The organism is Nonomuraea helvata (genome assembly GCF_039535785.1).
GTDB classification, from domain to species: domain Bacteria; phylum Actinomycetota; class Actinomycetes; order Streptosporangiales; family Streptosporangiaceae; genus Nonomuraea; species Nonomuraea helvata.
On the sequence record NZ_BAAAXV010000009.1, the window covers coordinates 725690 to 750059 of the forward strand.

Consider the following 24370-nt stretch of genomic DNA (forward strand, 5'->3'; position numbering starts at 1 on the left):
TCCCTTTCTTTACCGTAGCCAGGAAGCCTTATGCGCGCGCTAAAGGCGCTCTCGTCGCGCCGCACGTCGCCGGGCCGCGCGGGACTCCTTCAGTGCTGCGGGAGGGCGCCGGCGGGGCGCCCTCCCCGTGTCATTCGCCCTTCCACCGAGGCGGGCGCTTCTCGGCGAAGGCGGCCGCGCCCTCCATGGCGTCCTTGGAGCCGAAGACCGGCCCGACGATCGCGCTCTGCTTGGCGAACATCTCCTCCAGCGACCAGTCCGCGGACTCGATGATCACCTTCTTCGTGGCGGCGAGGGCCAGGGGCGCGTTGCCGGCGATCTTGCGGGCCAGCTCCAGCGCTCCCTCGAGCGCCTCTCCCGGCGGCGTGATCCGGTTCACCAGTCCCAGCTCGTACAGGCGTGCGGCCGGGTAGTGGTCGCCGGTCAGGGCGATCTCCATGGCCACGTGGTACGGGATCCGGCGCGGCAGCCGCATGATGCCGCCCGCGCCCGCCACCAGCCCGCGCTTCGGCTCCGGCAGGCCGAACGTGGCCTCCGACGACGCCACGACGACGTCGCACGACAGCGCCAGCTCGAACCCGCCCGCGAGCGCGTACCCCTCCACGGCGGCCACCAGCGGCTTCTTCGGCGGCGACTCGGTCAGCCCGCCGAAGCCGCGCCCCTCGACCACCGGGAAGTCGCCGGACAGGAAGCCCTTGAGGTCCATGCCTGCGGAGAAGGTGCCACCGGCACCGGTCAGGACATAAGCGGAAATGTCGGGACGAGCGTCCAGCGTGTCCAGCGCCTCGGCGATCCCCCGCGCCACTGCCCCATTCACGGCATTGCGCGCTTTGGGGCGATTTATCGTGATGATGGCGACGTTCTCGGACTCCTCGACGAGCACTTCGTCAGACAACGAGACCTCACTTGGGCTGGAAGCGGATGCCGCCGTCGAAGCGGACGACCTCGGCGTTCATGTAGTCGTTCTCGATCAGCGACCGCACCAGGTGCGCGAACTCGTCGGCCCGCCCCATGCGCTTGGGGAACACCACCGGCGCCACCAGCTTGGCCTTGAACTCGTCCGCGTTGGCGGAGAAGCCGTAGATCGGGGTGTCGATGATGCCCGGGCAGATCGTGTTCACCCGTACGCCGATCGCGGCCAGGTCGCGCGCCGCGGGCACCGTCATGCCCACGATGCCGCCCTTGGAGGCCGAGTACGCGAGCTGCCCCGTCTGGCCCTCGAGCGCGGCCACGGACGCCGTGTTGATCACCACGCCCCGCTGGCCGTCGGCGTCGGCCGGCTCGGTCTTGGCGATCGCGGCGGCGGCGATGCGCATGAGGTTGAACGTGCCGATCAGATTGATCTCGATGACCTTGCGGTAGGTCGCCGAGTTGTGCGGGCTGCCGTCGCGGTTGACCGTACGCTCGGCCCAGCCGATGCCGGCGCTGTTGACCACCACGCGCAGCGGCTTGCCGGTGGCCACGGCGGCGTCCACGGCCGCCTGCACCTGGTCGTCGTCCGACACGTCGGTCCTGACGAACACCCCGCCGATCTCGTCGGCGACCGTCTTGCCGCGCTCCTCGTTGAGGTCGGCGACGACCACGGTGGCGCCCACGCGGGCCAGCTCGCGGGCCGTGGCCTCGCCGAGGCCGCTGGCGCCGCCGGAGATGATTGCTGCAGATCCGTTCACGTCCATATTCCGGACCCTAACCCGCAGACCGAATGAAGTTCTACTCGGGGTGCGGTCAAATCTCGCCCACGGCACTGTCCACGTCGGAGTAGACCTTGATCCGCCGGTCGAGCCCGGTCGTGCGCAGAATGCGCGCCACGGGCGCCTGAGGCGCCGCCAGGGACACACCTCCGCCCTCTCCGGTCGCCAGCCGCCAGGCCTCGATCAGCACCGACAGGCCGCTGGAGTCCATGAACGACAACTGCTGCAGGTCGAGCACGAGCTTGGCGCCGTCCTGCTTGATGGCGTCACGCACCTCGTCCCGCAGGAACGGTGCGGTGAACAGGTCGAGCTCACCCTCAACGGCCACCACCACGGCATCGCCAAGAGCGTGTCGCGCAAGCCGCAGCTTCATTTGGCCCCTCCTCGATGAGCCACTGTACTTCGACATCCCCGGATACTGGGCACGCACAAACTACGAAGATGCGGACAAGCTGCCTTGAATAGGCCTCATACCACGGGGATGGCGAAGCCGTACGGAAGCTCCAAGCGGTGCTCTGCCAGCAGTTCCGCGTCGGAGAGCAGCTCTCGCGTGGGGCCGTCGGCGGCGATCACGCCGCCGGAGAGGATCAGCGAGCGTTCGCACAATTCCAGCGCGTACGGAAGATCGTGCGTGACCATGAGCACCGTCACGTCGAGCGAGCGCAGGATCTCGGCCAGCTCCCTGCGGGCCGCCGGGTCCAGGTTGGACGAGGGCTCGTCGAGCACCAGGATCTCCGGCGACATGGCCAGCACCGTCGCCACCGCCACCCTGCGGCGCTGGCCGAACGACAGGTGGTGCGGCGGCCGGTCGGCGAACTCCAGCATGCCGACCCGCTCCAGCGCGTCCTTGACGACGCGGTCGAGGTCCTCGCCGCGCACGCCCGCGTTGGCCGGGCCGAAGGCGACGTCGTCCCTGACCGTGGGCATGAAGAGCTGATCGTCCGGATCCTGGAAGACCAGGCCGACGCGCTGCCTGACCTCCTTGAGCGTGTCCTTGCGCACCGGGGTGCCGGCCACGGTGACGCTTCCGTGACCGGCGGTGAGAATCCCGTTGAGGTGCATGACGAGGGTGGTCTTGCCGGCGCCGTTCGGGCCGAGCAGGGCCACGCGCTCGCCGCGGGCGATCGACAGGTCCACGCCGAACAGCGCCTGCGTGCCGTCGGGATAGGCGTAGGCGAGCTGCCGTACTTCGAGAGAGTTCACCAGGAGAGTCCCCATACTGCGAGGGCCAGGGCCGGGAGGGCTAGGGCGATGCCCCATTGGCGGGCAGATGCCGAAAAATCTTGAATAATCGGCATCTGTCCTGAGTATCCCCGACTGAGCATCGCCAGATGCACGCGCTCACCTCGCTCGTACGACCGGATGAACAGCGCACCGGCGGACCGGGCGATCACTGGGATGTGCCGGAAATTTCGTGCTTCGAACCCCCGGGACTCCCGGGCCACCCGCATCCGCCGCATCTCATCCACGATCACGTCCATGTACCTCAGCATGAACATGGCGATCTGCACCAGCAGGCTCGGCAGTCGCAGCCGCTGTGCCCCGACGAGGATCACCCGCGGCTCGGTGGTGGCCGCGAGCAGGATGGAGGCGATCACGCCGAGCGTGGCCTTGACCAGGATGTTCCACCCCGCCCAGAGCCCGGGCACGCTCAGCGAGACGCCCAGGACGCTGGTCCGCTCCCCCATCCCGACGATCGGGATGAGGAACGCGAACAGCACGAAGGGCACCTCGATCACCATCCGCCGCAGGACGTACGTCACCGGCACCTTCGCCGCCACCGCCACGGCCCCCAGCAGCGCGGCGTAGACCGCGAAGGCCCAGAACCGCTCCCGCGGCGTGGCCACCACGACGATCGCGAAGGCGAAGACGGCCAGCAGCTTGCACTGCGGCGGCAGCCGGTGCACCACCGAGGCGCCCGGCAGGTAGAGCTGGTGATGGTGACCCGCGCTCATGGATCAGGCCTCGACCTTGGTACGGCTCCGCGCGGCGTAGGCCACGGCACCGGCGATGATCAGCACGAGCCCGACGCCGACGATGCCGGCCACGCCGACGGGGATGCCGCCCACCTCGCCGTAGTCGGCCAGCCCCCACGTCACCACGTGGTCGCCCGCCTGCGAGAGGAAGCCCTTGTTCTCCGCGACCGCCTCCAGCCCGTCGGGTGAGGAGGAGGCGAAGAACGACACGACCCCGGCCAGCACCAGCGTCAGACCGACCCCGCCGAGCAGGAACGGCCTGAGCCTGCCGGGCGCGGCCGCGGCGGGCTCCGGCTCGTCGACAGTGGTGCTGGTGCCCTCCGCACCGCGCAGGACGAGGGGCTTGGCCAGGCCGCGGGCGCCGTACACGAGGTCGGGCCGGACCGCGAGCACCGCGCCGACCGTCACCGCGGTGATCAGCGCCTCGCCGATCCCGATCAGCACGTGGACGCCGCCCATGGCCGCCGCCACCGCGCCCACCTGGATCGGCGCGGTCCCGCCGATCCAGAACAGCAGTGAGAACACCAGCGCGGAGGAGGGCACCGAGACCAGCGCCCCCAGGAACGCCGCCACCACGACCTTGCCTCTGGCCAGCCTCATGACCAGCCGGAAGATCCCCCACCCGACCAGCACGGTGACGATCCCCATGATCGTGATGTTGATCCCGAGCGCGGTGAGCCCGCCGTCCGCGAAGAACACCCCCTGCACGAGCAGGACCACGGCCATGCACAACACGCCCGTATAGGGCCCGACGAGTATCGCCGCCAGTGCCCCGCCCAGCAGGTGGCCGCTGGTGCCGGCGGCGACGGGGAAGTTGAGCATCTGGACGGCGAAGATGAAGGCCGCGACGAGGCCGGCCATGGGTGCGGTCCTGTCGTCGAGTTCGCGCCGCGCCCCGCGTAGACAGACCGCGACACCGGCTGCGGCCACGACTCCGGCCGAGACGGATGTCGCCGCATCGAAGAAGCCATCGGGTACGTGCACGGCCAACCTCCTGCAAGAGCCAAACGGTCCCTACTTTAGGACATCGTCTTGCACCTGCACATAGATGGCAATTAGCGCGTGATCCTTCTGATGATCGTCCGCGCCGTCAGCCGCCGCACCACCGTGCTCAGCCGCCCCTTCCCCGAGGTCGCGTACGGCCGCACGGTCCTGAGCACGGCCGCGCCCAGCCACCTGCGCGGCGCCGCGACCGTCTCGGCGTCGGTCTCGATCCTGAACCGCGCGGGCGGCCCGCCCAGATCGAGCTCCAGGTACGCGTCCCAGGTCCCCGGCGGCAGCCAGCCGATCGCGACCCTGGCCGCGAAACCGCCGCCCGGCAGCGCCAGCACGCCCTCGGTCCGCTCGCGTCCGGTGCGCCGCTCGCGCCAGACGATCTGCTTGACCGCCGAGACCGCCGGGGCGGTGCCGACGACGCTGACCTCGCCGTCGATGAGCAGCCGGTGCCCCAGCCCCCATCTCGTCCTGATGAGGCGCGCCGTGCCGGGCACCGCGACCACGTGGCCTCCGACGTCGATGCTGAGGTTGCCGTTGTCCCTGGTGAAGTAGGGCAGGGCCACCACGCCGTCGATCAGCCGGGACGGCGGGAGGGCGAGGCCGCTGTCGCGCTCGGCCCCGAGCCTGCCGAACCGCACCACGCCCTCGAGCTCGACCGCCACCCGCAGATCCCAGATCCCCGAGGCGAGCGCGGAGACGTCCACCCGCACGGTGAAATCGCCCCCCTTCCGCTCGGCCGGGATGACGATCTCGGCGGCCGGGTCGTGCCGCGCGCGCAGCACCACGGCCAGGCCGTCGTCACTGCTGATGCCGTCCAGCCGGGCGGAGCCTGTCACCACCAGGCGGTCGCCGTCCCAGCGCAGCCCGGTCAGCCTGCGCCGCACGGTGGCGTTCTCGATGCGGGCTAGGCGGACCAGGCGGTCGATGTCCCCGAGCGCGGTCGCCCGCTGCCGGTCGATGCTGTTGAGCAGCTCGTGCACCCCGGGCGTGTACCACTCGTCGCAGAGTGCGGCCACCTCCCTGGCGATGTCCTTGCGCCGTATGTCGTCGCTCTCCAGGAACACCGCCCCGAGCTGCGCGAACGCGTCGAGCCTGAAGTGCCTGCGGAGCAGGTGGTCGCGGAGCGGGCCGGGCTCGACGTGCTCGGCCATGAGCCGGATCGGCCGCCTGATCATGGCCAGCCAGGCCAGCGGGTCCCTGCTGCCCTTCTGCTGCATGATGCTGCTGCCGTCGGGCCTGGACACGAGGTGGTAGCAGTCGTAGTCGGCCACCACGGAGATGACCCGGGCGTGGCAGTAGGCGTGGACGGTGAAGACGATGTCCTCGCCGACGAGCATGCCCTCGCCGAACCTGATGCGGTGGCGTTCGAGCATCTCCCGCCTGAACAGCTTGAAGCAGCACAGGCTGTTGTAGACGTTGCTGTCGCCGAGGCCCACGCGGTTGGCGCTCTGCTGGAACATCGAGACCGGCGCGCGCCGGCCGTGCCCCACGATCTTGCCGAGGACGATGTCGGAGCCGTTCCTGTCGGCCATGGCGACCATGCGCTCCAGCGCCTCGGGGCCGAGGTAGTCGTCCGCGTCGCAGAAGAACACGTACCGGCCGGTGGCGTGCTCGATGCCGACGTTGCGCGGCCGGCCCGCGCCGCCGCTGCACTCGATGTGGACGACCTTGATGCTGTCCTTGTGATAGGTGGCGTAGAGGTCGAGCAGCTCGCCGCTGCCGTCCGTGGAGCCGTCGTCGACGACGACGATCTCCTTCTTCACGCGCTGCACGAGCGCTGAGGTGAGGCATCTGTCGAGGTATGCCCGGCAGTTGTGCGCGGGGATGACGACGCTCACGTCAACCGCGTCGTCTTCGTTCCCCGTTGCCGACATCGCCACCACCGCCGCCTGAGTCACGTTGCGCTGTTGTCCGGTCTCAGTATGTGACCGCCAACGGTCTTCATGGGGGCGGATCGGGCGTCTTCATCCCCGGCTTTTGCCGAGAGCGGAGATTTACGGCATTCCACTAATAGCCGATGAAGTACCGCATTTGGCCTGGACCGAACGAGTTTCAGGGACGAGGTTTTCCTACCGAGGAATAGAAACCTTTCCACCAGGATCATTGAGATACCCCCGCACGTCGGCGGGTGATCCGCCTCCGAGAGTTGCGCGTCTACAGTTAGGCATCCTTGACCGGGAGGTGGCGGTAAATGGGATCGGATCTCCGCAGGCGGGCGGCGTACGAGTCGCCCGAGCACTCTGCCGAGTTCATTGCCTCGGCGGCTCGACTGGAAGAGCTGCACGAGTGCTCCGCACTGCTTCGCCGTACGAGGATGCGGGCCGAAGAGATCGTGGACGAGGCGCGTGCCCTCCTGGCGGAGGCCGAGCAGCGCGGCGAGGAGGACCGCGTCCTGGAGCTGCGCGTCCAACTGGAGCAGGCGCGCGGGCTGTACCGCAAGGTGCTGAACGCGTACGTGACGATCTGCCACAACATCACCGAGGAACGCCAGGAGATCTTGCGGGAGCACATGGGGTTGTCAGGAGCAGCCTGACGATAGTAGTGTCAGGCCATGCCTGACTGGAAGGAAAAGATCCGCTGCTCTTTCTGTCACAAGAAGAGCGCGGAGGTGACCAAGATGGTTGCCGGTCCTGGTGTGCACATTTGCGACGAATGCATAGGACTGTGCAATGACATCCTCGAAGGGGAAAAGCTTTCCTCCACCGAGCCCCGGCTCCCGATGTGGGAGTCGATGACCGAAGAGCAGATACTCGAGCACCTCCCGAAAATCGCCGCCGTGCAAGCACAGGTGGACGACAATCTGCGCGACTGGGTGGCGCACCTGCGCACCAGGGACGTCAGCTGGGAACGCATCGGCACCTCGCTCGGCATGACGCGGCAGTCCGCGTGGGAACGTTTCAGGACCGAGACCTGATCCGTGAACCGTTGTGGCGCGTGGGACGTCCTATAGCCAGGGAGGCCCAACATGCGCGCGCTCGACGGTCTCGCGGCGCCCGATCTCCAGGAGCTCCAACTGGAGCTGCTGCTGATCCTGGCGCTGCATGAAGAGGCGGAGAAACGGGCTCCAGCTCCCCGGGACACACCCGGGGAGCTGGAGCAGGGGGACGGGTGAGAGCGCCTGCCGGACGCCTCGTAAGATTCCGGCCATGCTGCGCTGCGCCGTGCTTGACGACTACCAGGGAGTGGCTCTCGGCCTGGCCGACTGGTCCAGGGTGCGGGCCACGAGCTTCCGCGGCCACTTCACCGGCCGGGACGAGCTCGTGGCCGCACTCCACGACTACGAGATCGTGGTCGCCATGCGGGAGCGCACGCCGCTCCCGGCCGAGGTGCTCGACCGGCTGCCCAATCTCCGGCTGCTCATCACCACGGGCATGCGCAACGCCGCCATCGACCTGGACGCGGCGCGGGCGCGCGGCGTCACGGTCTGCGGCACGGGCAGCAGCTCGACCCCGCCGGTCGAGCTCACCTGGGCGCTGATCCTCGGCCTCACCCGCCATCTGGTGCCGGAGGCGACGGCCCTGCGCGCGGGCGGCCCCTGGCAGAGCACGCTGGGCACGGACCTGCACGGCCGCACGCTCGGGCTGCTGGGGCTCGGCAAGATCGGGTCCAGGATGGCGGAGATCGGCCGGGCGTTCGGCATGGACGTCGTGGCCTGGAGCCGGAACCTGACCCAGGAACGTACGGACGCCCTCGGGGTGCGGCTCGCCCCGGGCAAGGACGCGCTGCTGGCCGAGGCCGACATCGTCTCCGTCCACCTCGTGCTGAGCGAACGGACGCGGGGACTCATCGGGGAGCGTGAGCTGTCGCTGATGCGGCCGGACGCGTACCTGGTGAACACCTCGCGGGCGGCGATCGTCGACCAGGAGGCGCTGGCGGCGGCGCTGCAGGCGGGGCGGATCGCGGGGGCCGGGCTGGACGTGTTCGAGACCGAGCCGCTGCCCCCCGGCCACGAGCTGCGCACGCTGCCCAACGTGCTCGCCACGCCGCACCTGGGTTACGTGACGGAGCTGAACTACCGTACGTACTTCCGCGAGGCGGTCGAGGACATCGACGCCTTCCTCGCCGGCGCCCCCATCCGCCGGCTGGCGTGACCTCAGGCCCTGCTCCTGGCCCGGAAAGCGGCCGTCTTGACGCGGTTCTGGCAGGCCGTGGAGCAGAACCTGCGGGTGCCGTTGCGTGACACGTCCACGTAGACGCGGTCGCAGTGCGGCGCCGTACAGACGCCCAGGCGGTCGCTGAACTCGCCGCCCAGCACGATCGCGAGCCCGGTGGCGCAGCTCGCCCCCCACTCGCCCGCCAGGGTGCCGCCGCGGCCGTGGAAGTGCAGGTGCCACGGCTCGCCGTCGTGCCGCTGGAGCATGGGCCTGGCGTGGGTCTCGTCCAGCAGCGCGTTCACCTGTCCTGCCGCCGTGTCGATGTCGCCGGCGGCCACGGCGGCGAAGACCGTCCGCAGGCGGGCGGCCACCTCGGCCAGCTCGGCGCCCTCCGGCTCGGCGACCTCGCGATGGTTCGGATAGACGGTACGCAGGCCCTCAGTGGCGGCGGCGCCGGGCCTCCCGGGCGCCGGATGGTCGCGCCCCCGCCTCTCACCTGGGGTGAGGGCGTTGACGAGCGCCACCGCTGCTCTGACCACTCCATCGGCGTGACTGTTGAAATCCACTTGACCGGTTACACCTTCGTGTTCTAGCTTGTGACTGCCCAAAGCTTAGACGACAGTTACAAGGAGCCGTACATGCTCACTCACGATGCCGCATCGCAGTGGATGGCGCGCTGGGACCGTCAGCAGGAGGGCTACCTGCCGGATCGCGAGGAGCGGTTCACCGCTCTGATCGACGCCGTGGAGGCGCTGGGGCGGCCGGATCCGGTGGTGATCGACCTGGGCTGCGGCCCCGGCTCGCTGTCCGCCCGGCTGCTCGACCGCCTCCCGGAGGCGAGGGTGATCGCGGTGGACGCCGACCCGCTGCTGATCGGGCTCGGGCGTACCGCGTACCCGCAGATCACGTTCGTCTCGGCGGACCTCCGTACCGGCGGGTGGACGGATCTGCTCGGGCTGGACGGACCCGCCGACGCCGCGATCAGCACGACGGCACTGCACTGGATCTCCGCCGCCGACCTCAAGGGCATGTACGGGGAGGTCGCGGCCGTGCTGCGGCCGGGCGGGCTGCTGCTCAACGGCGACCATCTGGACACCGACGACGCCACCCCGGCCCTCGCGCGCCTGGAGCACGCCGTCCACGACAGGGAGACGGAGCGGAGGTTCGGCGCGAACCCGCCGGAGGACTGGCGGGCCTGGTGGGACGCGGTCCAGGCGGATCCCGCCTTCGCCGAGCTCCATGAGGAGCGGCGCACCACGGCCGGGGCCTCCCACCACGGCTCCGAGTCCCGGCTCCTGTCGGAGCACGTCCAGGCGCTCCGGGAGGCCGGCTTCTCGGAGATCGGCACGCTCTGGCAGCGGGGCAACAACCGCCTGCTGTGCGCCGTACGCGGCTGACCTCTATACAGTCAACCAAGCGCTTGCTACGCTCCGGCCATGATGTCCACGGTCGTCTGGGGCACCGGCAACGTCGGCCGCGCGGCCATCCGCGCCGTCGCAGCCCACCCGGAGCTGAAGCTCTCAGCCGTACTCGTCAACGATCCGGGCAAAGCGGGCCGGGACGCCGGGGAGCTCGGCGGGCTCGGCCACCCGCTCGGGGTCGCGGCGACCGACGACGTCGAGGCGGTGCTGGCCGCGAGCCCCAGAGCCGTGGTGTACGCGGCCTCGGGCGACCTCCGCCCCGACGAGGCGCTCGCCGATGTCACCCGGGCGATCCGGGCGGGGGCCGTCGTCGTCACCCCCTCCCTGTACGCGCTCTACGACCAGCGCGGCGCCCCGCCGGAGCTGCGCGAGCAGGTGCTGGCCGCCATCGGCGAGGGCGGCGGCTCGCTGTTCGTCTCAGGCATCGACCCCGGCTGGGGCAACGACGTGCTGCCGCTGCTGGTCAGCGGGCTCGGCACCGCCATTGACGCGATCCGCTGCCAGGAGATCTTCGACTACTCCACGTACGACCAGCCGGACTCGGTCCGGTACCTGGTCGGCATGGGCCAGCCGATGGAGTACGAACCGCCCATGATCGCGCCGACCGTCCCGACGATGGTGTGGGGCGGGCAGATCCGCCTGATGGCCAGGGCGCTCGGCGTCGAGCTCGACGAGATCCGCGAGAGCCGGGACCGGCGCCCGCTCGACGCCACCGTGGGCGAGTACGAGGCGGGGACCCAGGGCGCGGTGCGGTTCGAGGTGCAGGGCATCGTCGGGGGCGAGCCCCGCATCGTCATCGAGCACGTCACCCGCATCCACCCGTCCTGCGCGCCGGACTGGCCGACGCCCCCGAACGGCGTGGGCGCGCACCGCGTGATCATCGAGGGCCGTCCGCGCATCGAGGTCACGGTCGAGGCCACGGACGAGGGCGGCAACGGCTCCGCAGGCGGGAACGCCACCGCGGTCGCCCGGCTGGTGGGCGCCATCGGCTGGCTCGCCGACGAGGAGCCAGGACTGTACGACGCGCTCGACGTCCCGCTGCGCCCCGGCAGACTCGGAGGTGACCGGCCGTGAACATCGACATCCCCCAGGACAGGGACCCGATCGCGTACGTGTGGGGCGAGATGGTGCCCGGCATCGGGATCGCCGCCTCGAAGTTCTCGATGGCGGTGTACGCCCACAGCACGCTCGGACTGCGCGAGTTCGAGGCGGCCCGGCTGCGCATCGCCCAGATCAACGGGTGCGCCTTCTGCCTCGACTGGCGTACCGAACGTGACGGGGAGAAGGTCGAGGAGGAGTTCGCCGAGTCGGTGACGCAGTGGCGCACCACCGACGCCTTCGACGAGCGCACCCGCCTGGCCGCCGAGTACGCCGAGCGGTACACCCTCGACCACCACGGGCTCGACGACGAGTTCTGGGCGCGGATGACCGCGCACTACAGCCAGCTCGAGATCGTGGAGCTGAGCATGTGCCTCGGCTCATGGCTGGCGTTCGGCCGCCTCAACCACGTGCTTGGCCTCGACACCGCCTGCACGCTGACCGGCGGCTCCTCACCCACACCCGCTTCGGGGGACTAGGCACCCACACCCACTTCGGGGGATCGGCACAGCCCAGGAAGTGAGGACCACATGAGCAGCAGCGACAGACCCTCGGGCAGCGGCATCTCGCGCCGCGGCTTCCTCGCCGGAGCCGGCTCCGTCCTGGGGGCCGCGGCCCTCGGCGAGCCCGCCACCGCGGCGGCGGCGGGCCCGATCGCGAACGGGGCCCACGTGCCGGTCCTGGTGATCGGCACCGGGTACGGCGGCTCCGTCGCCGCCCTGCGCCTGGCCCAGGCGGGCGTGGACGTGCACATGGTCGAGATGGGCATGGCCTGGGACACCCCGGGCTCCGACGGCAAGATCTTCTGCAACACGCGCGAGCCGGACTACCGCTCCTACTGGCTCCGTACCAGGACGAAGGCCCCGCTCAACTACTTCCTCGGCTTCCCCATCGACCGGGACATCCCCCGCTACACCGGCGTCCTGGACGCGGAGGACTTCAGCGGCATCACGGTCTACCAGGGCCGCGGCGTCGGCGGCGGCTCGCTGGTGAACGGCGGCATGGCGGTCACGCCGAAGCGCGCCAACTTCCCGTCCATCCTCCCCTCCGTGAACCCGGCGGAGATGTACGACACCTACTACCCGCGCGCGAACGCCGGCCTCGGAGCGGCCACCGTGGACCCGGCCTGGTTCGACTCCACCGACTGCTACCAGTACGCCCGCGTCGGCCGCAAGCACGCCCAGCGCTCCGGATTCCCCTTCGTTTTCGTGCCGGACGTGTACGACTGGACCTACATGCAGCAGGAAGCGGCGGGAACGGTCACCAAGTCGGCCCTGGCCGGCGAGATCCTCTACGGCAACAACCACGGCAAGAAATCGCTGCAGAAAACCTACCTCGCCCAGGCCAGGGCCACCGGCAGGGTCGCCGTCTCCCCCCTGCACAAGGTCACCTCGGTCACCCCGGCGGCCAGCGGCGGCTACACGGTCGTCATCGACCAGCTGAACACCAACGGCGACACCACGGCCACCAAGACCGTGACCGCCGATCGGGTGTTCTTCGCCGCGGGCAGCGTGGGCACCAGCAAGCTGCTGGTCAGGCTGAAGGCCACCGGCGCGCTCCCCAACCTGAACGACGAGGTCGGCAAGGGCTGGGGCGACAACGGCAACGTCATGTGCGGCCGCGCCAACCACCTGTGGGACCCGACAGGCGCGCTCCAGTCGGCCATCCCGTGCTCCGGCATCGACAACTGGAGCGCGGGAGGCGCATTCGCCGAAGTGGCCCCGCTGCCCACCGGGATCGAGACCTACGCCTCGTTCTACCTGTCGATCACCAACAACCCGAACCGCGCCCGGTTCTCCTGGAACGCCGCGACCGGCACGGTGGACCTGAGCTGGCAGACGTCCTGGAAACAACCGGCCATCGACATGGCCAAGACCATATTCGACAAAATAAACGCGAAGGAAGGGACGATCTACCGCACCGACTTATTCGGGGTCTACAAAATCTGGGGCGACCATCTCACCTATCACCCGCTCGGCGGCGCGGTGCTGAACAAGGCCACCGACAATTACGGCCGCCTGACCGCCTATCCCGGTCTTTACGTCATCGACGGCGCGCTGATCCCCGGCAACACCTCGGTCAATCCGTTCGTCACCATCACCGCGCTGGCCGAACGGAACATCGAACGGATCATTGCCGTCGACCTCTGAACCGGACGGGCAGCCCCGCGACGCGGGGCTGCCGTTCTCCGGTGGGTCAGGCTCCGGCGGCCAGTTTGAGGGTGATGGCGCCGAGGATGATGGCGGCGAACGACAGCACCTTGGGCAGAGTGATCTTCTCCTTGTAGATCAGAGCACCCAGGATGACGGTGCCGATGGAGCCCAGACCGGTCCAGACGGTGTAGCCGACGCCCACGTCCAGGGTCCTGAGCGCCAGGCTGAGGGTGAAGATGCCGCCCGCGGCGGCCAGCAGGGTGAAGACCGAGGGCCACAGCTTGGTGAAACCCTGGGTGGCGTTGGTGCCGAGCGCGAAGGCGATCTCGAAGACGATGGCGATCGCCAGGTAGATCCAGGCCATGACGGTGTGCTCCTTGATCGAGGGTGAGTGGTCAGCCTGCGGTGGCCTGATCCTTGGTGAACGTGTCGGCGAGCTTGAGCCCCAGGACGCCGCCGATGATGAGGACGAAGGCGAGCGCCTTCCAGATGTTCATCGACTCATGGAAGATCACGGTCCCGAACACCACCGTGCCGACCGAGCCGATGCCCGTCCACACGGTGTAGCCGACGCCCACGTCCAGCGTTCTCAGCGCCTGGCTGAGGAAGAAGATGCCACCGGCGGCGGCCGCGGCGGTGAGCAGGGACGGGCCGAGTTCGGTGAAGCCGTTGGTCGCGTTGGTGGCCAGGGCGAACACCACCTCGAAGACCGAGGCGATCAACAGGTAGATCCAGGCCATGTGAGCTGCTCCAAAGTAGTTGCATGTATGTACAAGTAATCCCGACTCGAAAAAGTATGCATGTACAAGTAAACTCGTGTCAATCGCCGCCGAAGGAGACCACGTGACGTCGTCAACCGCTCAGATCGCCCCGAGCGACACCGGGGATGGGCTCATGTGGAACCACATGCTCAGCTTGTACGCGCATGTCGAGCACAGCCTCGGCACCGCCCTCCAGCGCCGGCACGGTCTCGGCCTGTCCGAGTACCGCGCGCTCGACCTCCTGGCCGGCGCTCACGACGGCGAACTCCGCATGCAGGACCTGGCGGCGCGCCTGGGGCTGAACCAGAGCTCGGTCACCCGCCTGGTCAGCCGGCTGAACGCCGCAGGATACACGTACCGCGACCTGTGCCCCGACGACAAGCGGGGCGTCTACACCGTCATCACGGATGCCGGCCGCGCCCGCCACCGCGAGGCGCGGAGCACCTACGCCCAGGTCCTGTCAGCCGCCCTGGACGCAGCCGCGCAGCAGAACCCGCTGCTCAGCACCCTGCTGACCACCGCCAGGCCGCTGTTCACCACCAGTCCTCAGGACGGGCACTGACCGTCCAGAGCGCTGATCACCCCGTCGATGAACACCTGTGACTTGGGTTCGTCGGCATGGGCCACCCCGGCGAACTCGGCCCTGCACCACACCCCGTCGATGACGTCGTTGCGCGTCTCGTCGAGCGAACTCGCCAGCAGCGTGTACCGGACCGGGTCGGGGGTCGGGTCGCCGCTGTTGAGCCGGCTGAGGAAGGTGCTGGAGGGGCACATCTGCCCGCCCTGGTTCGCCGGCAGGAGGCAGGCAGGCCAGTAGCCGCGCTGACCGGTGCCCATCGAGACGTAGCTCAGCGTCGCGTCGGCGCCGCCGAGGAACTTCAGGTAGTGGCGCGCCGACAGTCCTCCCATGCTGTGCCCGACGAGGCTGACCTTCCCACCGCCGTGCTCCTGCCGCACCTGCGTCACCAGGTTCCTGATGGCTTCGGCGTTGGCGACGTTGTCCCCGCCCGGCAGGGTGATCGCGTACGCGGGATGACCGTCCTGCTCCAGCGCCGCCTTCATCTGGGTGAACTCGGTCGGCGAGCCGTTCCAGCCGTGGATCAGGATGACCGGCTCCCGCTCCGCGGCCTGGGCCGCGTGAGCGGTGCCCGACCCGGCGAGCAAGGTGCCCGCGACGACTAACACTCCGATGTGCCGGCGCTGCCATGACATGGGCCACCTCGCCAATCCAGAGGGACTTCACTTAGCGAGTGCTCGGTAAGTGATGCGCTAGATTTAACACTGTGCCCCGGAGTAGGCAAGACCCAAGCAGGCAGGAACGCGCCCGCCTGCGGCGAGAAGAGATCATCGCGGTGGCCGCGGAGATGTTCGCGCGCGGCGGCTACCGCGGCACATCTCTGGCCGACATCGCGGCCCGGGCGGGCATCAGCGAGCCCGGCCTCCTCCACCACTTCGGCAGCAAGGCCGGTCTGCTCCTGGCGGTGATCGAGCGGCGCGACCTCGACAGCGAGATGTTCGCGATGGAGCTCCTGGGCATGGAGCCCACCGGGCGGCTGCGGGCCCTGCCGGAGTTCGCGCGCCGCAACAAGGACCGGGTGGGGCTGGCCAAGCTGTTCACCGTCCTGGTCGCGGAGAGCCTCGAGCCCGGCGCTCCCGGCCATCAGCACTTCGTCGACCGCTACCGCGCGATGCGCGCCATCGTGGCCGACAGCATCCGTTCCGCACAGGCCGCCGGCCTCACCCGCGCGGACATCGACCCCGCGGCCAAGGCGGCCGAGATCATCGCGACCCTCGACGGCCTGCAGACCCAGTGGCTGCTCGACCCCGACATGATCGACATCGTGGCCGGCGTCGAGTCCTACGCCCGCACCCTGGAGCACGACCTCACATGCGGCCTCCCATGAAACCGTGAAAGCGCTTCATGTACGGCGGCCGCGGGCGGGCGCTCGGCGGGGTCGTCGGCGAGCAGGGCCGTCACCAGCCTGCTCACCTCGGCGGGCGCCGCGATCCCGTCCAGAAGCTGCCGGAGGACCGCGCCCAGCGCGTACAGGTCCTGTTCGACCACCAACGTGGTGAACGGCCACTCCGGCGGCACATGCCCGGGGCTGCCCCACGGCCACGGGTCGGGGTCGCTGATCGGACACGCCCCCTCGAGGTCGATGGCCCGCACCCCGTCCGGCGCCGCGATCAGGTTGGTCACCTTGCAGTCGCGCCACGCCCAGCCTGCTGCATGGATGCCGGCCACCACCTCGGCCACGCCCGCGGCGGCCCCTACCCGCTCGCGTTCACCCGGCAGCTCCAGCAGCCCGGGACCGTCGAGATGCTCCATGACGATGTAGTGGTTCTCCTCCCACGCGAAGGAGTCCAGCAGCACCGGCACGGGGGCGCCGGCGGCTGACAGTTCCGCCAGCACCCGGGCCTCGTGCGCGACGCGGTCGCGGCCGTCGCGCCCGTCGAAGTCGGTCTCGCCGTGCCTCCTGCCCTCCTTGAGCACCACGCGTTCGGCCGGTGACGATCTCAGGTCGAGCGCGCGGTACGTGCCGCCCTTGCCGCGCTGCGCGATGGACTCGTAGGCCAGGTAGGTACGGGCGAGCGGACCTCGCGGCGGCTCCGGCGGCGCCGCGGGGAACAGGTCCTCCACCCAGCCGGGCACCGCCTCGGCGCGCCGGTCGGGCTGCAGCTGACCGTCGGGGGTGACCAACGCGTCCACCTGCACGCCGTCCACCTCGACCTGGCTGACCGGATGGAACGCTCCATAGCGGTAATGCACCACGCTGCCCGGCCGCAGCCGGCGGTCGAAGGGCACTCGGGGGCCGGGCACACCGCGCAGCTCGACGTCCAGCCTGCCGGCCAGCGACCTGGCCCGGTCGGCGTCACCGGCGTACGCGGTGATCACCTTGCCGATCTGCGTGTAGCCGTAGAACAGGCCCGAGTTCAGGCGGCGGATGTCGACCATGGACCCCGGCGCCTTCCACAGCACCGACATCTCGGCCAGCACCGGAGCCACCCTGCGAAGCACGTCGGCGGCCGAGCGCGAGGTCGCCGACACGTGGAGCTTCCAGCCCTGTGTGCCGTCGGCCTGAGAGCTGGACGGCCGGTTGAACCGCCAGATCGACTCCGGCGCGGCGTGTGGCAGATGCTCTGCCACCAGCGCGCGCCACTCCTGCTCGGCGCCGGCGATGACGTCCTTCGGGGCGATCACTCGTTGACCACCTGAACGGCCGTGGTCGTGGTCGTGGTGGTGGTCGTCGTGGTGATCGTGCAGGCCGCCGTGGTGGTCGTGGTGGTCGTCGTCACCGTCAGCGAGGTCGTTCCCGCATCCTCGTCGCTCGCCGTCGGAGCCAGCTGCGCCAGCGCGTCGGGCGACTGCGCGAAGTACCCGATGAGCTCCTGCCACGCCGCGCCGGCGAACCCCTCCCTGGCCACAGCCATGCTCTTGTCACGCAGTTCCTCCGCGAAGGCGGTGTCCTGGAGGGCGCGGTCGATGACTTCGTCGATCTTGGACATGGTGTCTGTCTCCTTTCTGCCCTCAGGGTCGTCCGCCTGCCGCGACATCGCATGAGTAACCCGTACCTAATCGGCGAGCCGGGCGAGGAACGGCGTCAGCGTGTTCAGCATGGTGTTCTTCGCGGGGGCCGCCAACAGCGGGTCCAGATGGGTCATGGCGCTGTCCTCGGCATACGTCACGTCGGTGATCCGCGACTGCGCCGCCACCCACGCGGCGGCCTTGTTGACGGTGCCGTGCGTCAGACCGCTCTGGAAGGAGTACAGCGGTACGTCGATCTCGCGGGTGTGCGTGAGGCGCAGCCCCAGCTTCCGGGCGACCGAGGTGTCGTCGAACGGGTCGGCTGCCTCGAGATCGAGGCTGAGCCGGTTCGGCCAGTACCACTCGAACAGGGCGGGCACGGGGCCGGCCAGCGCGCGGGCAAGGGTGGCGGTCGAGGTGTAGGCCGGATTCACGCTGATGTCCGGCACCAGCGGATGGGTGGCGAACAGCCACTCGACCAGCCCTTCGTTGGTCACCTTCGCCGGTGGACGCAGCTGGTCCGGCAGGTGGCCGGCCACCGCCGAGGGTTCGTCCGCGAGTGCCGCCGCGTACTTGCCCGCGAGCTGCTGCAGGATCGCGAACGTCTCGGTCCGGCCCATGGTGAGCGACTTGTCGAAGACCTCGCCATCCGCGATCTTGGCGAGCCGGGCATCCGCCTGGTCGGCGGTGAGCCGGTAGGTGTAGCCCTCCCCGGCGAAGGCGTCGTGCACGCCGCCGTCGATCAGCGCCAGACCTGACAGGTCGCGGTATCCGGGGTGACCGTCGAAGTCCCAGCCGGCGTACGCGAGCGCGGTGGTCGCGCCCCACGAGTGCCCGCCCAGGATCACCCGGCGGCGTCCGCCGTCGGCTGCCGCGAGCACCACCTTCCGCAGGTCGGCGAGTTCGACGCCGAGACCCCACGTCCCGACGTACGGCACGCTCTGTGGCGTCCGCGCCCGGTAGCGCCCGCCGAGGTAGTAGTCGGCGGCGCGGTCCGGCGGGCGGCGGAACCCGCGCAGATCGGCCAGGTTCTGCTCCCGGCGATCGACGGCCCAGACCTGGGTGCCGGGCAGCCGGGCGGCCAGCTCCCTGGCGAGCGGACCGAAGCCGCCCGCGGCCCCGAACTGCCCGGCCACCAGCACCACGACCTGCCGGGCGTCGGCGGAACCGACTTTCAGCACATGGACCCGGTCATCGGCGGCGGGGCCCGGCGCGTCGGCCCCGGGCATCGACACGTAGGCCTCCCGGACCTTCCCTGTGGCGGCCCCCGTGGTGAGGGCCAGGGCCATCGTGATCGCACAGATCCACGGAACTCTCATCGCTTCCTCCTTGTGGGTGTCTCGACCCGGAAGAGCGCTCGGACCGCCCGGACGTTCCACGTGTTCTGCGTCACAGGGCCCGCTGAAGATGGCATGGAACCTCAGCGGCGGAGAGCGCCTCTTCCTGGTTGACGTCGCCCGGCAGAGGCGGCCCGACGAGCTGCTGACAGGATGCATCAAGTGAACGAGCTGGTGAGGGCGGCGCAGCGCGGCGACACCATGGCGATGAACGAGCTGCTCGACCTGCTCACGCCGTACGTCACCCGGATCTGCGGCCCGATCGCGCTGGCCGATGGGCCGGACGCGGCGCAGGAGGCGCTGATCGCGATCTTCAAGGGTCTGCGCGGCCTGCGCGAGCCCGCCGCACTGTACGGCTGGGCCAGGGCGATCGCGGTGCGTGAGGCGGTGAGGGTGGCCAGGCGGAGCCGTCACACGGTCGAGTTCGAGGACGACCTGCCCTCACCCACTGACCTGGAGCAGGCGGCGGACATCAGGGACCTGCTCGCCCGGCTCTCGCCGGAGCACCGGGCGGTGCTGATGCTTCGCGACGTGGAGGGACTCGACGAGCGGGCGGCGGCCGAGCTGCTCAAGGTGCCGGTGGGGACGGTCAAGTCGAGGCTGTTCAGAGCCAGAGACAACTTCAGGAAGGCGTGGTCGTCATGAGTGGTTCGTGGCCGGTGGCCGAGCTTGACCCCGTCCGCAGGCTGCACGTGCTCGCCTCGGCGATATCGGGGGCGGCGGTGGCGTCCCGGGTCATCTCCGCGCCGTTCGAGCAGGTGTGGCAGGTGGCGGGCGACCTGGAGCGGGGGCTCGGCACGTTCGAGCCGGACATGCGATCCGTGCGCGTCGAACAGACCGAATCCGGACTTGTCGCCCACGCTCGCAGCCGGTACGGCTTCCGCGCCCGCTTCGAGGTGGACCTGCGGCCGGGCTGGGTCTGGATGCAGAGCCGGTTCCTGCTGATCGGGCTCGCGGCCGTACCCGTCGCCGGGGGGACGCTGTTCGCGGCGACGGGCGGCGTACGCGTGCCCGGTCGCGCCGGCCTCGTCCCCCTCCTCGTACGGCGGGCCAACGAGCGCGCGCTCGATCGCCTGGCCGCCCGGTTCAGCTGAAGGGAGCCAGCAGTCAGCGGGTGAAGGGGGTCAGCGGCTGTCGCGCCGCCAGCGCTCGACCTCCTCCTCCAACGCCTGCTCATCCAGCTCCGGCACGAACACACTGGTCGCCCACTCCACGAGGAGCCGCACGAACTCGGCATCCTCGTCGTCGGTCCGGCCGTTGACGTGGAACCAGGTGATCAGCGCGGCGGCGTGCGGGGTCCGCGCGTCGCAGCCAGGGCACAGGACGACCCCGCTGAGGCCGTCCACCCGCTCGCCGGCGGCGTTCTCCCAGCTGTGCGGTACGCGCGCCCACAGCAGCCCCTCGCCGCCGCAGCGGGGGCACGCCGGCGCGTCGTCGGTGGTGACGACGTCGATCCGCCTCACAGCGAGAGCGCTTCGGGCCCGAGCAGCGCCTTGATGTCGGCGGCGAAGCTCGGCGCGCCGTTGACCGGCCACTCCGGCAGCGCCATCACCATGACCTTGCCCGCCGGCCGCCGTACGTTGATGTGCAGCGGGACCTGCCCCTGGTGCGTCTTCAGCACCTGTCGCAGCTCCTCCAGCAGGGTCGGGGTGATGCGTTCCTCCCGCAGCAGCAGGGTGATCGGAGCGCCGGATTCGCTGTTGACGCCGGACACGTCGATGAGGGACATCTCCTGGGCGAAGATCGAGATGGCGCCGTCCCGGTTGTTGATCTGGCCGCTCACCGACACCACGATGTCCGGCCGCAGCTCCGGCCCGTACAGCTCGTAGTTGCGGGGGAAGAACAGGCACTCGACCGCGGCGTCCATGTCCTCCACGGTGAGGATGGCCCATGTGTTGCCCGCCTTGTTCACCCGCCTGTCCACCTTGGTGACCAGGCCGGACACCCGGACGTCGCCGCGGTCGTCACGGCCGCTGTCCAGCAGGTCGGCGATCGTGGTGTCGCGGTTCCTGGCCAGCAGGCGCTCGGTGCCGGCCAGCGGGTGGTCGGACACGTACAGGCCGAGCATCTCCCGCTCGAAGTCGAGCTTGGTCTTCTTGTCCCACTCCCCGTCCGGGACGGCGATGGAGAACACCTGGTCCTCGCCGTCGTCGGCCAGGCCGCCGAAGAGCGAGTCCTGGCCGTGCGCCTCGTTCTTCTTGATGTCGATGACGGACTCGACGGCCTGCTCATGGATCATGAGCAGGCCCTTGCGCGGATGTTCGAGTGAGTCGTACGCGCCCGCCTTGATCAGCGATTCGATGACCCGCTTGTTGCAGGCGGTCAGCGGCACCTTGCCCAGGAAGTCGTTGAAGTCGGTGAAGCGGCCCTTCTCGGTGCGGGCCTTCACGATCCCGTCGACGACGTTCTCCCCGACGTTGCGGACCGCGCCCATGCCGAACCGCACCTGGGTGTCGCCGACCGCGACGAAGTCGAGCTGGGAGTCGTTGACGTCGGGCGGGAGAACCTGGATGCCCATCTTGCGGCACTCGGCCAGGTAGACGGCCGCCTTGTCCTTGTCGTCGCCCACCGACGTGAGCAGGGCGGCCATGTACTCGGCGGGGTAGTTGGCCTTCAGGTACGCGGTCCAGTAGGCGACCAGTCCGTAGCCGGCGGTGTGCGACTTGTTGAACGCGTACCCGGAGAACGGCAGCATGACGTCCCACAGCGCCTGGATCGCCTCGTCGCTGTAGCCGTTGCCGCGCATGCCCTGCTGGAAGTTGGCGAACTCCTTGGCCAGGATCTCGGGCTTCTTCTTGCCCATGGCGCGGCGCAGCAGGTCGGCGCCGCCGAGGGAGTAGCCGGCGAGCTCGCGGGCGACGGCCATGATCTGCTCCTGGTAGACGAGCAGATGGAAGGTGGGGCCGAGGATCGGTTCGAGCGCCTCCTTGAGCTCCGGGTGGATCGGCTCGATGTCCTGGCGGGCGTTCTTCCGGTGGGCGTAGTTGGTGTGCGCGTTGGCCGCCATCGGGCCCGGCCGGTAGAGGGCGAGCACGGCCGCGATGTCCTCGAACCGGGTCGGCTCCATCAGCTTCAGCAGCGACCGCATGGGCCCGCCGTCGAGCTGGAACACGCCCAGCGTGTCGCCGCGCGCCAGGAGCTGGTAGGTCTTGGCGTCGTCGAGCGGCATCGTCAGGGTGTCGAGTTCGATGCCCCGGTTCTGCTTGATGATCTTTATGGCGTGGTCGATGATGCCCAGGTTCCGTAGCCCCAGGAAGTCCATCTTGACCAGACCCATGTCCTCACAGGACGGGTAGTCGAACCCCGTGATCACCACGCCGTCCTTGTCCCGCATGTGCATGGGGATCAGGTCCAGCAGCGGCGTCGACGACAGGATGACGGCGGCGGCGTGCACGCCGGTGCCGCGGATCAGCCCTTCGATGCCCCGGCCGGTGTCGATGACCTTCTTGACGTCGGGGTCGTTCTCGTACAGGGCGCGGAGTTCGGTGCCCTCGTTGTAGCGGGGGTGGCTCTCGTTGAACATGTCCGCGAGGGGGACGCCCTTGCCCATGACGTCCGGCGGCATCGCCTTGGTGATCTTGTCGCCCATCGCGAACGGGTAGCCGAGGATCCGGCTCGCGTCCTTCACGGCGGCCTTGGCCTTGATCGTGCCGAACGTGTTGACCTGGGCGGTGTACTCGCTGCCGTACTTCTGGGTGACGTAGGCCACCATGCGGTCGCGCTGGCGGTCGTCGAAGTCGAGGTCGACGTCCGGCGGGTTGATCCGCTCGGGGTTGAGGAAGCGCTCGAACAGCAGGCCGTGCTCCAGCGGGTCGAGCTCGGTGATGCGGGTGGCGTAGGCCACGATCGAGCCGGTGGCGCTGCCACGGCCGGGCCCGACCGGGATGCCGTTGTCGCGGGCGTACTTGCAGATGTCGGCCACGACGAGGAAGTAGGAGGAGAACCCCATCGGGCCGATGACCTTCATCTCGGTCTCGTAGCGCTCCATCACCTCGGCGGGGATCGGGGTGCCGTACCGCATCGCCAGCCCGGCCTCGCACTCCTTGCGCAGCCAGGACTCCTGCGTCTCCCCCTCGGGCACGTCCGGGTAGTCGGGCATCCGGTCCACCTGGCGGAAGACATCGCCGTAGTCGCCGACCATCTCGGCCACGAGCAGCGTGTTGTCGCACCCCTCGGGCAGCTCGGGGAAGAGCGCGTACATCTCGTCGGCCGGCTTGAGGTAGTAGCCGGAGCCGTTGAACCGGAACCGGTTGGGGTCGTCCTTGTTCTTGCCCACGCCGACGCACAGGAGGCTGTCGTGGGCGTCGGCCTGGTCCTCGGTCACGTAGTGGGAGTCGTTGGTGACCAGCAGCGGGATGTTGAGCTGCTTGGCCAGCCGCAGCAGGTCCTCCCGCACCTCACGCTCGATGCTGATGCCGTGGTCCATCAGCTCCAGGAAGTAGTTCTCCTTACCGAAGATCTCCTGGTACTCGCCGGCGACCTTGACCGCCTCGTCGTACTGACCGAGCCGGATCCGGGTCTGCACCGCACCGGACGGACAGCCGGTCGTGGCGATGATGCCGGCAGCGTGCTGGGAGATCAGGTCCTGGTCCATGCGCGGCTTGGAGTAGTAGCCCTCGAAGCTCGCCATGGACGACAGCCGGAACAGGTTACGCAGTCCGTCGGCGTCCTTGGCCCACATGGTCATGTGGGTGAACCGGCCGCCGCCGGAGACGTCCTTGCCGCCCTCACCGTCCGCCACGCCGGTCTCGGCGCGCTGCCCCCAGAACACCGGTTTCTTCACGAACCGGCTGTGCGGCGCCACGTACGCCTCGATGCCGATGATCGGTTTGACCGGGGAGCCCGACGCCACCTTCTGGAACTCGTACGCACCGAACATGTTGCCGTGGTCGCTCATGGCGATCGCCGGCATGTCCAGCCGCTCAGCCTCCTTGAACAGCGGCTTCAGCTTCGCCGCACCGTCCAGCATGCTGTATTCGGTGTGCACGTGCAGATGTACGAAGGACTTGCTCACCCGGTCCCCTAACGCTAGCCCCGTCCAGACTTACCGCTCGAACCTATGCCGTCTCATGGGGCTGTCGGTACGACGCGCGCAAGGGGCAGACACCCTGTCGCGAGCTGTTGCCAGACTGCATGTCGTCCCGGACTGCGACGGCCAAGGGCCGGACGACGGCGAGGACGTCGCGGCTCCTGGAGCGATGGGGACGCTGGAGGGGTACGGTCGCCCGCACGAGATCCTGAAGATCGCACTGACCGATGACCGACATGCGGCCATCCAATTTTCTCCGGAAGTCGGGGTGAAACTATCTGGCGGGTC

The 24370-nt window shown here is 69.4% G+C and carries 28 protein-coding genes; 12 read left to right on the top strand and 16 right to left on the bottom strand.

The window, feature by feature from the left end; translation table 11 throughout:
* Positions 1–130: 130 nt before the first annotated feature.
* From ABD830_RS36020 to ABD830_RS36050, 7 genes are all read right to left on the bottom strand, one after another.
* The gene (locus tag ABD830_RS36020; RefSeq protein ID WP_344997720.1) at positions 131–895 is read right to left on the bottom strand and encodes a crotonase/enoyl-CoA hydratase family protein; all 765 of its coding nucleotides are present in this window, start codon (positions 893–895) and stop codon (positions 131–133) included.
* 7 nt (positions 896–902) lie between these two features.
* Positions 903–1676 carry an SDR family NAD(P)-dependent oxidoreductase gene (locus tag ABD830_RS36025; RefSeq protein WP_344997722.1) on the bottom strand — a complete coding sequence of 258 codons (774 nt, stop codon included), beginning with the start codon at positions 1674–1676 and terminating at the stop codon, positions 903–905.
* Between the two features lie 49 nt (positions 1677–1725).
* Positions 1726–2064, bottom strand: a complete 339-nt coding sequence (locus ABD830_RS36030) for an STAS domain-containing protein (RefSeq protein ID WP_051112646.1) — start codon at positions 2062–2064, stop codon at positions 1726–1728.
* 95 nt (positions 2065–2159) lie between these two features.
* On the bottom strand, positions 2160–2897 hold the full coding sequence (locus ABD830_RS36035; protein WP_378520912.1) for an energy-coupling factor ABC transporter ATP-binding protein: 738 nt from the start codon (positions 2895–2897) through the stop codon (positions 2160–2162).
* Positions 2891–3646, bottom strand: a complete 756-nt coding sequence (gene cbiQ / locus ABD830_RS36040; protein WP_344997727.1) for a cobalt ECF transporter T component CbiQ — start codon at positions 3644–3646, stop codon at positions 2891–2893. Before cbiQ ends, ABD830_RS36035 begins: the two co-directional genes overlap by 7 nt.
* A 3-nt stretch (positions 3647–3649) precedes the next feature.
* Entirely contained in the window at positions 3650–4651 is a 1002-nt protein-coding gene (locus ABD830_RS36045; RefSeq protein ID WP_344997729.1) for an energy-coupling factor ABC transporter permease, read from the bottom strand.
* Positions 4652–4722: 71 nt separating this feature from the next.
* The gene (locus ABD830_RS36050) at positions 4723–6501 is read right to left on the bottom strand and encodes a glycosyltransferase family 2 protein (protein WP_344997731.1); all 1779 of its coding nucleotides are present in this window, start codon (positions 6499–6501) and stop codon (positions 4723–4725) included.
* Between the two features lie 353 nt (positions 6502–6854).
* Between ABD830_RS36050 and ABD830_RS36055 the strand changes: the two genes are divergently transcribed.
* From ABD830_RS36055 to ABD830_RS36070, 4 genes are read left to right on the top strand one after another with little or no spacing between them, the layout of a single operon-like run.
* Entirely contained in the window at positions 6855–7196 is a 342-nt protein-coding gene (locus ABD830_RS36055; protein WP_344997733.1) for a hypothetical protein, read from the top strand.
* Between the two features lie 18 nt (positions 7197–7214).
* The gene (locus ABD830_RS36060; RefSeq protein WP_344997735.1) at positions 7215–7577 is read left to right on the top strand and encodes a ClpX C4-type zinc finger protein; all 363 of its coding nucleotides are present in this window, start codon (positions 7215–7217) and stop codon (positions 7575–7577) included.
* A gap of 51 nt (positions 7578–7628) precedes the next feature.
* The gene (locus ABD830_RS36065) at positions 7629–7775 is read left to right on the top strand and encodes a hypothetical protein (protein WP_344997737.1); all 147 of its coding nucleotides are present in this window, start codon (positions 7629–7631) and stop codon (positions 7773–7775) included.
* 34 nt (positions 7776–7809) lie between these two features.
* Positions 7810–8754 carry a D-2-hydroxyacid dehydrogenase family protein gene (locus ABD830_RS36070; protein ID WP_344997739.1) on the top strand — a complete coding sequence of 315 codons (945 nt, stop codon included), beginning with the start codon at positions 7810–7812 and terminating at the stop codon, positions 8752–8754.
* Positions 8755–8756: 2 nt separating this feature from the next.
* Here the strand turns inward: ABD830_RS36070 and ABD830_RS36075 are convergent, their stop codons facing one another.
* Entirely contained in the window at positions 8757–9323 is a 567-nt protein-coding gene (locus ABD830_RS36075; protein WP_344997741.1) for a CGNR zinc finger domain-containing protein, read from the bottom strand.
* 72 nt (positions 9324–9395) lie between these two features.
* Between ABD830_RS36075 and ABD830_RS36080 the strand changes: the two genes are divergently transcribed.
* Genes ABD830_RS36080 through ABD830_RS36095 form a run of 4 tightly spaced genes read left to right on the top strand, consistent with a single transcriptional unit; the run spans position 9396 to position 13426 of the window.
* Positions 9396–10154, top strand: coding sequence for a class I SAM-dependent methyltransferase (locus ABD830_RS36080; RefSeq protein ID WP_344997743.1), 759 nt, complete (start codon positions 9396–9398; stop codon positions 10152–10154).
* Between the two features lie 39 nt (positions 10155–10193).
* Positions 10194–11252, top strand: coding sequence for an NAD(P)H-dependent amine dehydrogenase family protein (locus ABD830_RS36085; RefSeq protein WP_344997745.1), 1059 nt, complete (start codon positions 10194–10196; stop codon positions 11250–11252).
* The gene (locus ABD830_RS36090) at positions 11249–11755 is read left to right on the top strand and encodes a carboxymuconolactone decarboxylase family protein (protein WP_344997747.1); all 507 of its coding nucleotides are present in this window, start codon (positions 11249–11251) and stop codon (positions 11753–11755) included. The genes ABD830_RS36085 and ABD830_RS36090 overlap by 4 nt, the downstream gene beginning before the upstream one ends.
* Positions 11756–11806: 51 nt before the next feature.
* Complete coding sequence (locus ABD830_RS36095) at positions 11807–13426, top strand: GMC oxidoreductase (protein WP_344997749.1); 1620 nt, start codon at positions 11807–11809, stop codon at positions 13424–13426.
* Positions 13427–13472: 46 nt separating this feature from the next.
* On the opposite strand, the gene ABD830_RS36100 is transcribed toward ABD830_RS36095, so the two are convergent.
* Positions 13473–13793 (bottom strand): DMT family transporter, encoded by a 321-nt coding sequence (locus ABD830_RS36100; protein ID WP_344997751.1) that lies wholly within the window; start codon positions 13791–13793, stop codon positions 13473–13475.
* Between the two features lie 31 nt (positions 13794–13824).
* On the bottom strand, positions 13825–14169 hold the full coding sequence (locus ABD830_RS36105; protein WP_344997753.1) for a DMT family transporter: 345 nt from the start codon (positions 14167–14169) through the stop codon (positions 13825–13827).
* A gap of 103 nt (positions 14170–14272) precedes the next feature.
* Between ABD830_RS36105 and ABD830_RS36110 the strand changes: the two genes are divergently transcribed.
* Entirely contained in the window at positions 14273–14752 is a 480-nt protein-coding gene (locus tag ABD830_RS36110) for a MarR family winged helix-turn-helix transcriptional regulator (protein WP_344997755.1), read from the top strand.
* On the opposite strand, the gene ABD830_RS36115 is transcribed toward ABD830_RS36110, so the two are convergent.
* Positions 14737–15402, bottom strand: coding sequence for an esterase/lipase family protein (locus tag ABD830_RS36115; protein ID WP_344997757.1), 666 nt, complete (start codon positions 15400–15402; stop codon positions 14737–14739). The genes ABD830_RS36110 and ABD830_RS36115 overlap by 16 nt on opposite strands.
* Positions 15403–15473: 71 nt before the next feature.
* Here ABD830_RS36115 and ABD830_RS36120 point away from each other — a divergent pair, with 71 nt between their 5' ends.
* Entirely contained in the window at positions 15474–16094 is a 621-nt protein-coding gene (locus tag ABD830_RS36120; RefSeq protein ID WP_344997759.1) for a TetR/AcrR family transcriptional regulator, read from the top strand.
* On the opposite strand, the gene ABD830_RS36125 is transcribed toward ABD830_RS36120, so the two are convergent.
* The 3 genes from ABD830_RS36125 to ABD830_RS36135 all read right to left on the bottom strand — a co-directional run bounded on the left by ABD830_RS36125 (position 16049) and on the right by ABD830_RS36135 (position 19035).
* Positions 16049–17392 (bottom strand): class III lanthionine synthetase LanKC N-terminal domain-containing protein, encoded by a 1344-nt coding sequence (locus ABD830_RS36125; RefSeq protein ID WP_344997761.1) that lies wholly within the window; start codon positions 17390–17392, stop codon positions 16049–16051. The two genes, ABD830_RS36120 and ABD830_RS36125, sit on opposite strands and share 46 nt — an antisense overlap.
* The gene (locus tag ABD830_RS36130; protein ID WP_344997763.1) at positions 17389–17697 is read right to left on the bottom strand and encodes a hypothetical protein; all 309 of its coding nucleotides are present in this window, start codon (positions 17695–17697) and stop codon (positions 17389–17391) included. The genes ABD830_RS36125 and ABD830_RS36130 overlap by 4 nt, the downstream gene beginning before the upstream one ends.
* A 66-nt stretch (positions 17698–17763) precedes the next feature.
* The gene (locus tag ABD830_RS36135; RefSeq protein ID WP_344997765.1) at positions 17764–19035 is read right to left on the bottom strand and encodes a hypothetical protein; all 1272 of its coding nucleotides are present in this window, start codon (positions 19033–19035) and stop codon (positions 17764–17766) included.
* Positions 19036–19215: 180 nt separating this feature from the next.
* Here ABD830_RS36135 and ABD830_RS36140 point away from each other — a divergent pair, with 180 nt between their 5' ends.
* Positions 19216–19698, top strand: coding sequence for an RNA polymerase sigma factor (locus ABD830_RS36140; protein ID WP_344997767.1), 483 nt, complete (start codon positions 19216–19218; stop codon positions 19696–19698).
* Positions 19695–20147 carry a hypothetical protein gene (locus ABD830_RS36145; protein ID WP_344997769.1) on the top strand — a complete coding sequence of 151 codons (453 nt, stop codon included), beginning with the start codon at positions 19695–19697 and terminating at the stop codon, positions 20145–20147. The genes ABD830_RS36140 and ABD830_RS36145 overlap by 4 nt, the downstream gene beginning before the upstream one ends.
* A 30-nt stretch (positions 20148–20177) precedes the next feature.
* Here the strand turns inward: ABD830_RS36145 and ABD830_RS36150 are convergent, their stop codons facing one another.
* Together ABD830_RS36150 and dnaE are read right to left on the bottom strand one after the other, a co-directional pair.
* On the bottom strand, positions 20178–20516 hold the full coding sequence (locus ABD830_RS36150; RefSeq protein ID WP_344997771.1) for a DUF6300 family protein: 339 nt from the start codon (positions 20514–20516) through the stop codon (positions 20178–20180).
* Positions 20513–24067, bottom strand: coding sequence for a DNA polymerase III subunit alpha (dnaE, locus tag ABD830_RS36155; protein WP_344997773.1), 3555 nt, complete (start codon positions 24065–24067; stop codon positions 20513–20515). The genes ABD830_RS36150 and dnaE overlap by 4 nt, the downstream gene beginning before the upstream one ends.
* Positions 24068–24370: the final 303 nt, after the last annotated feature.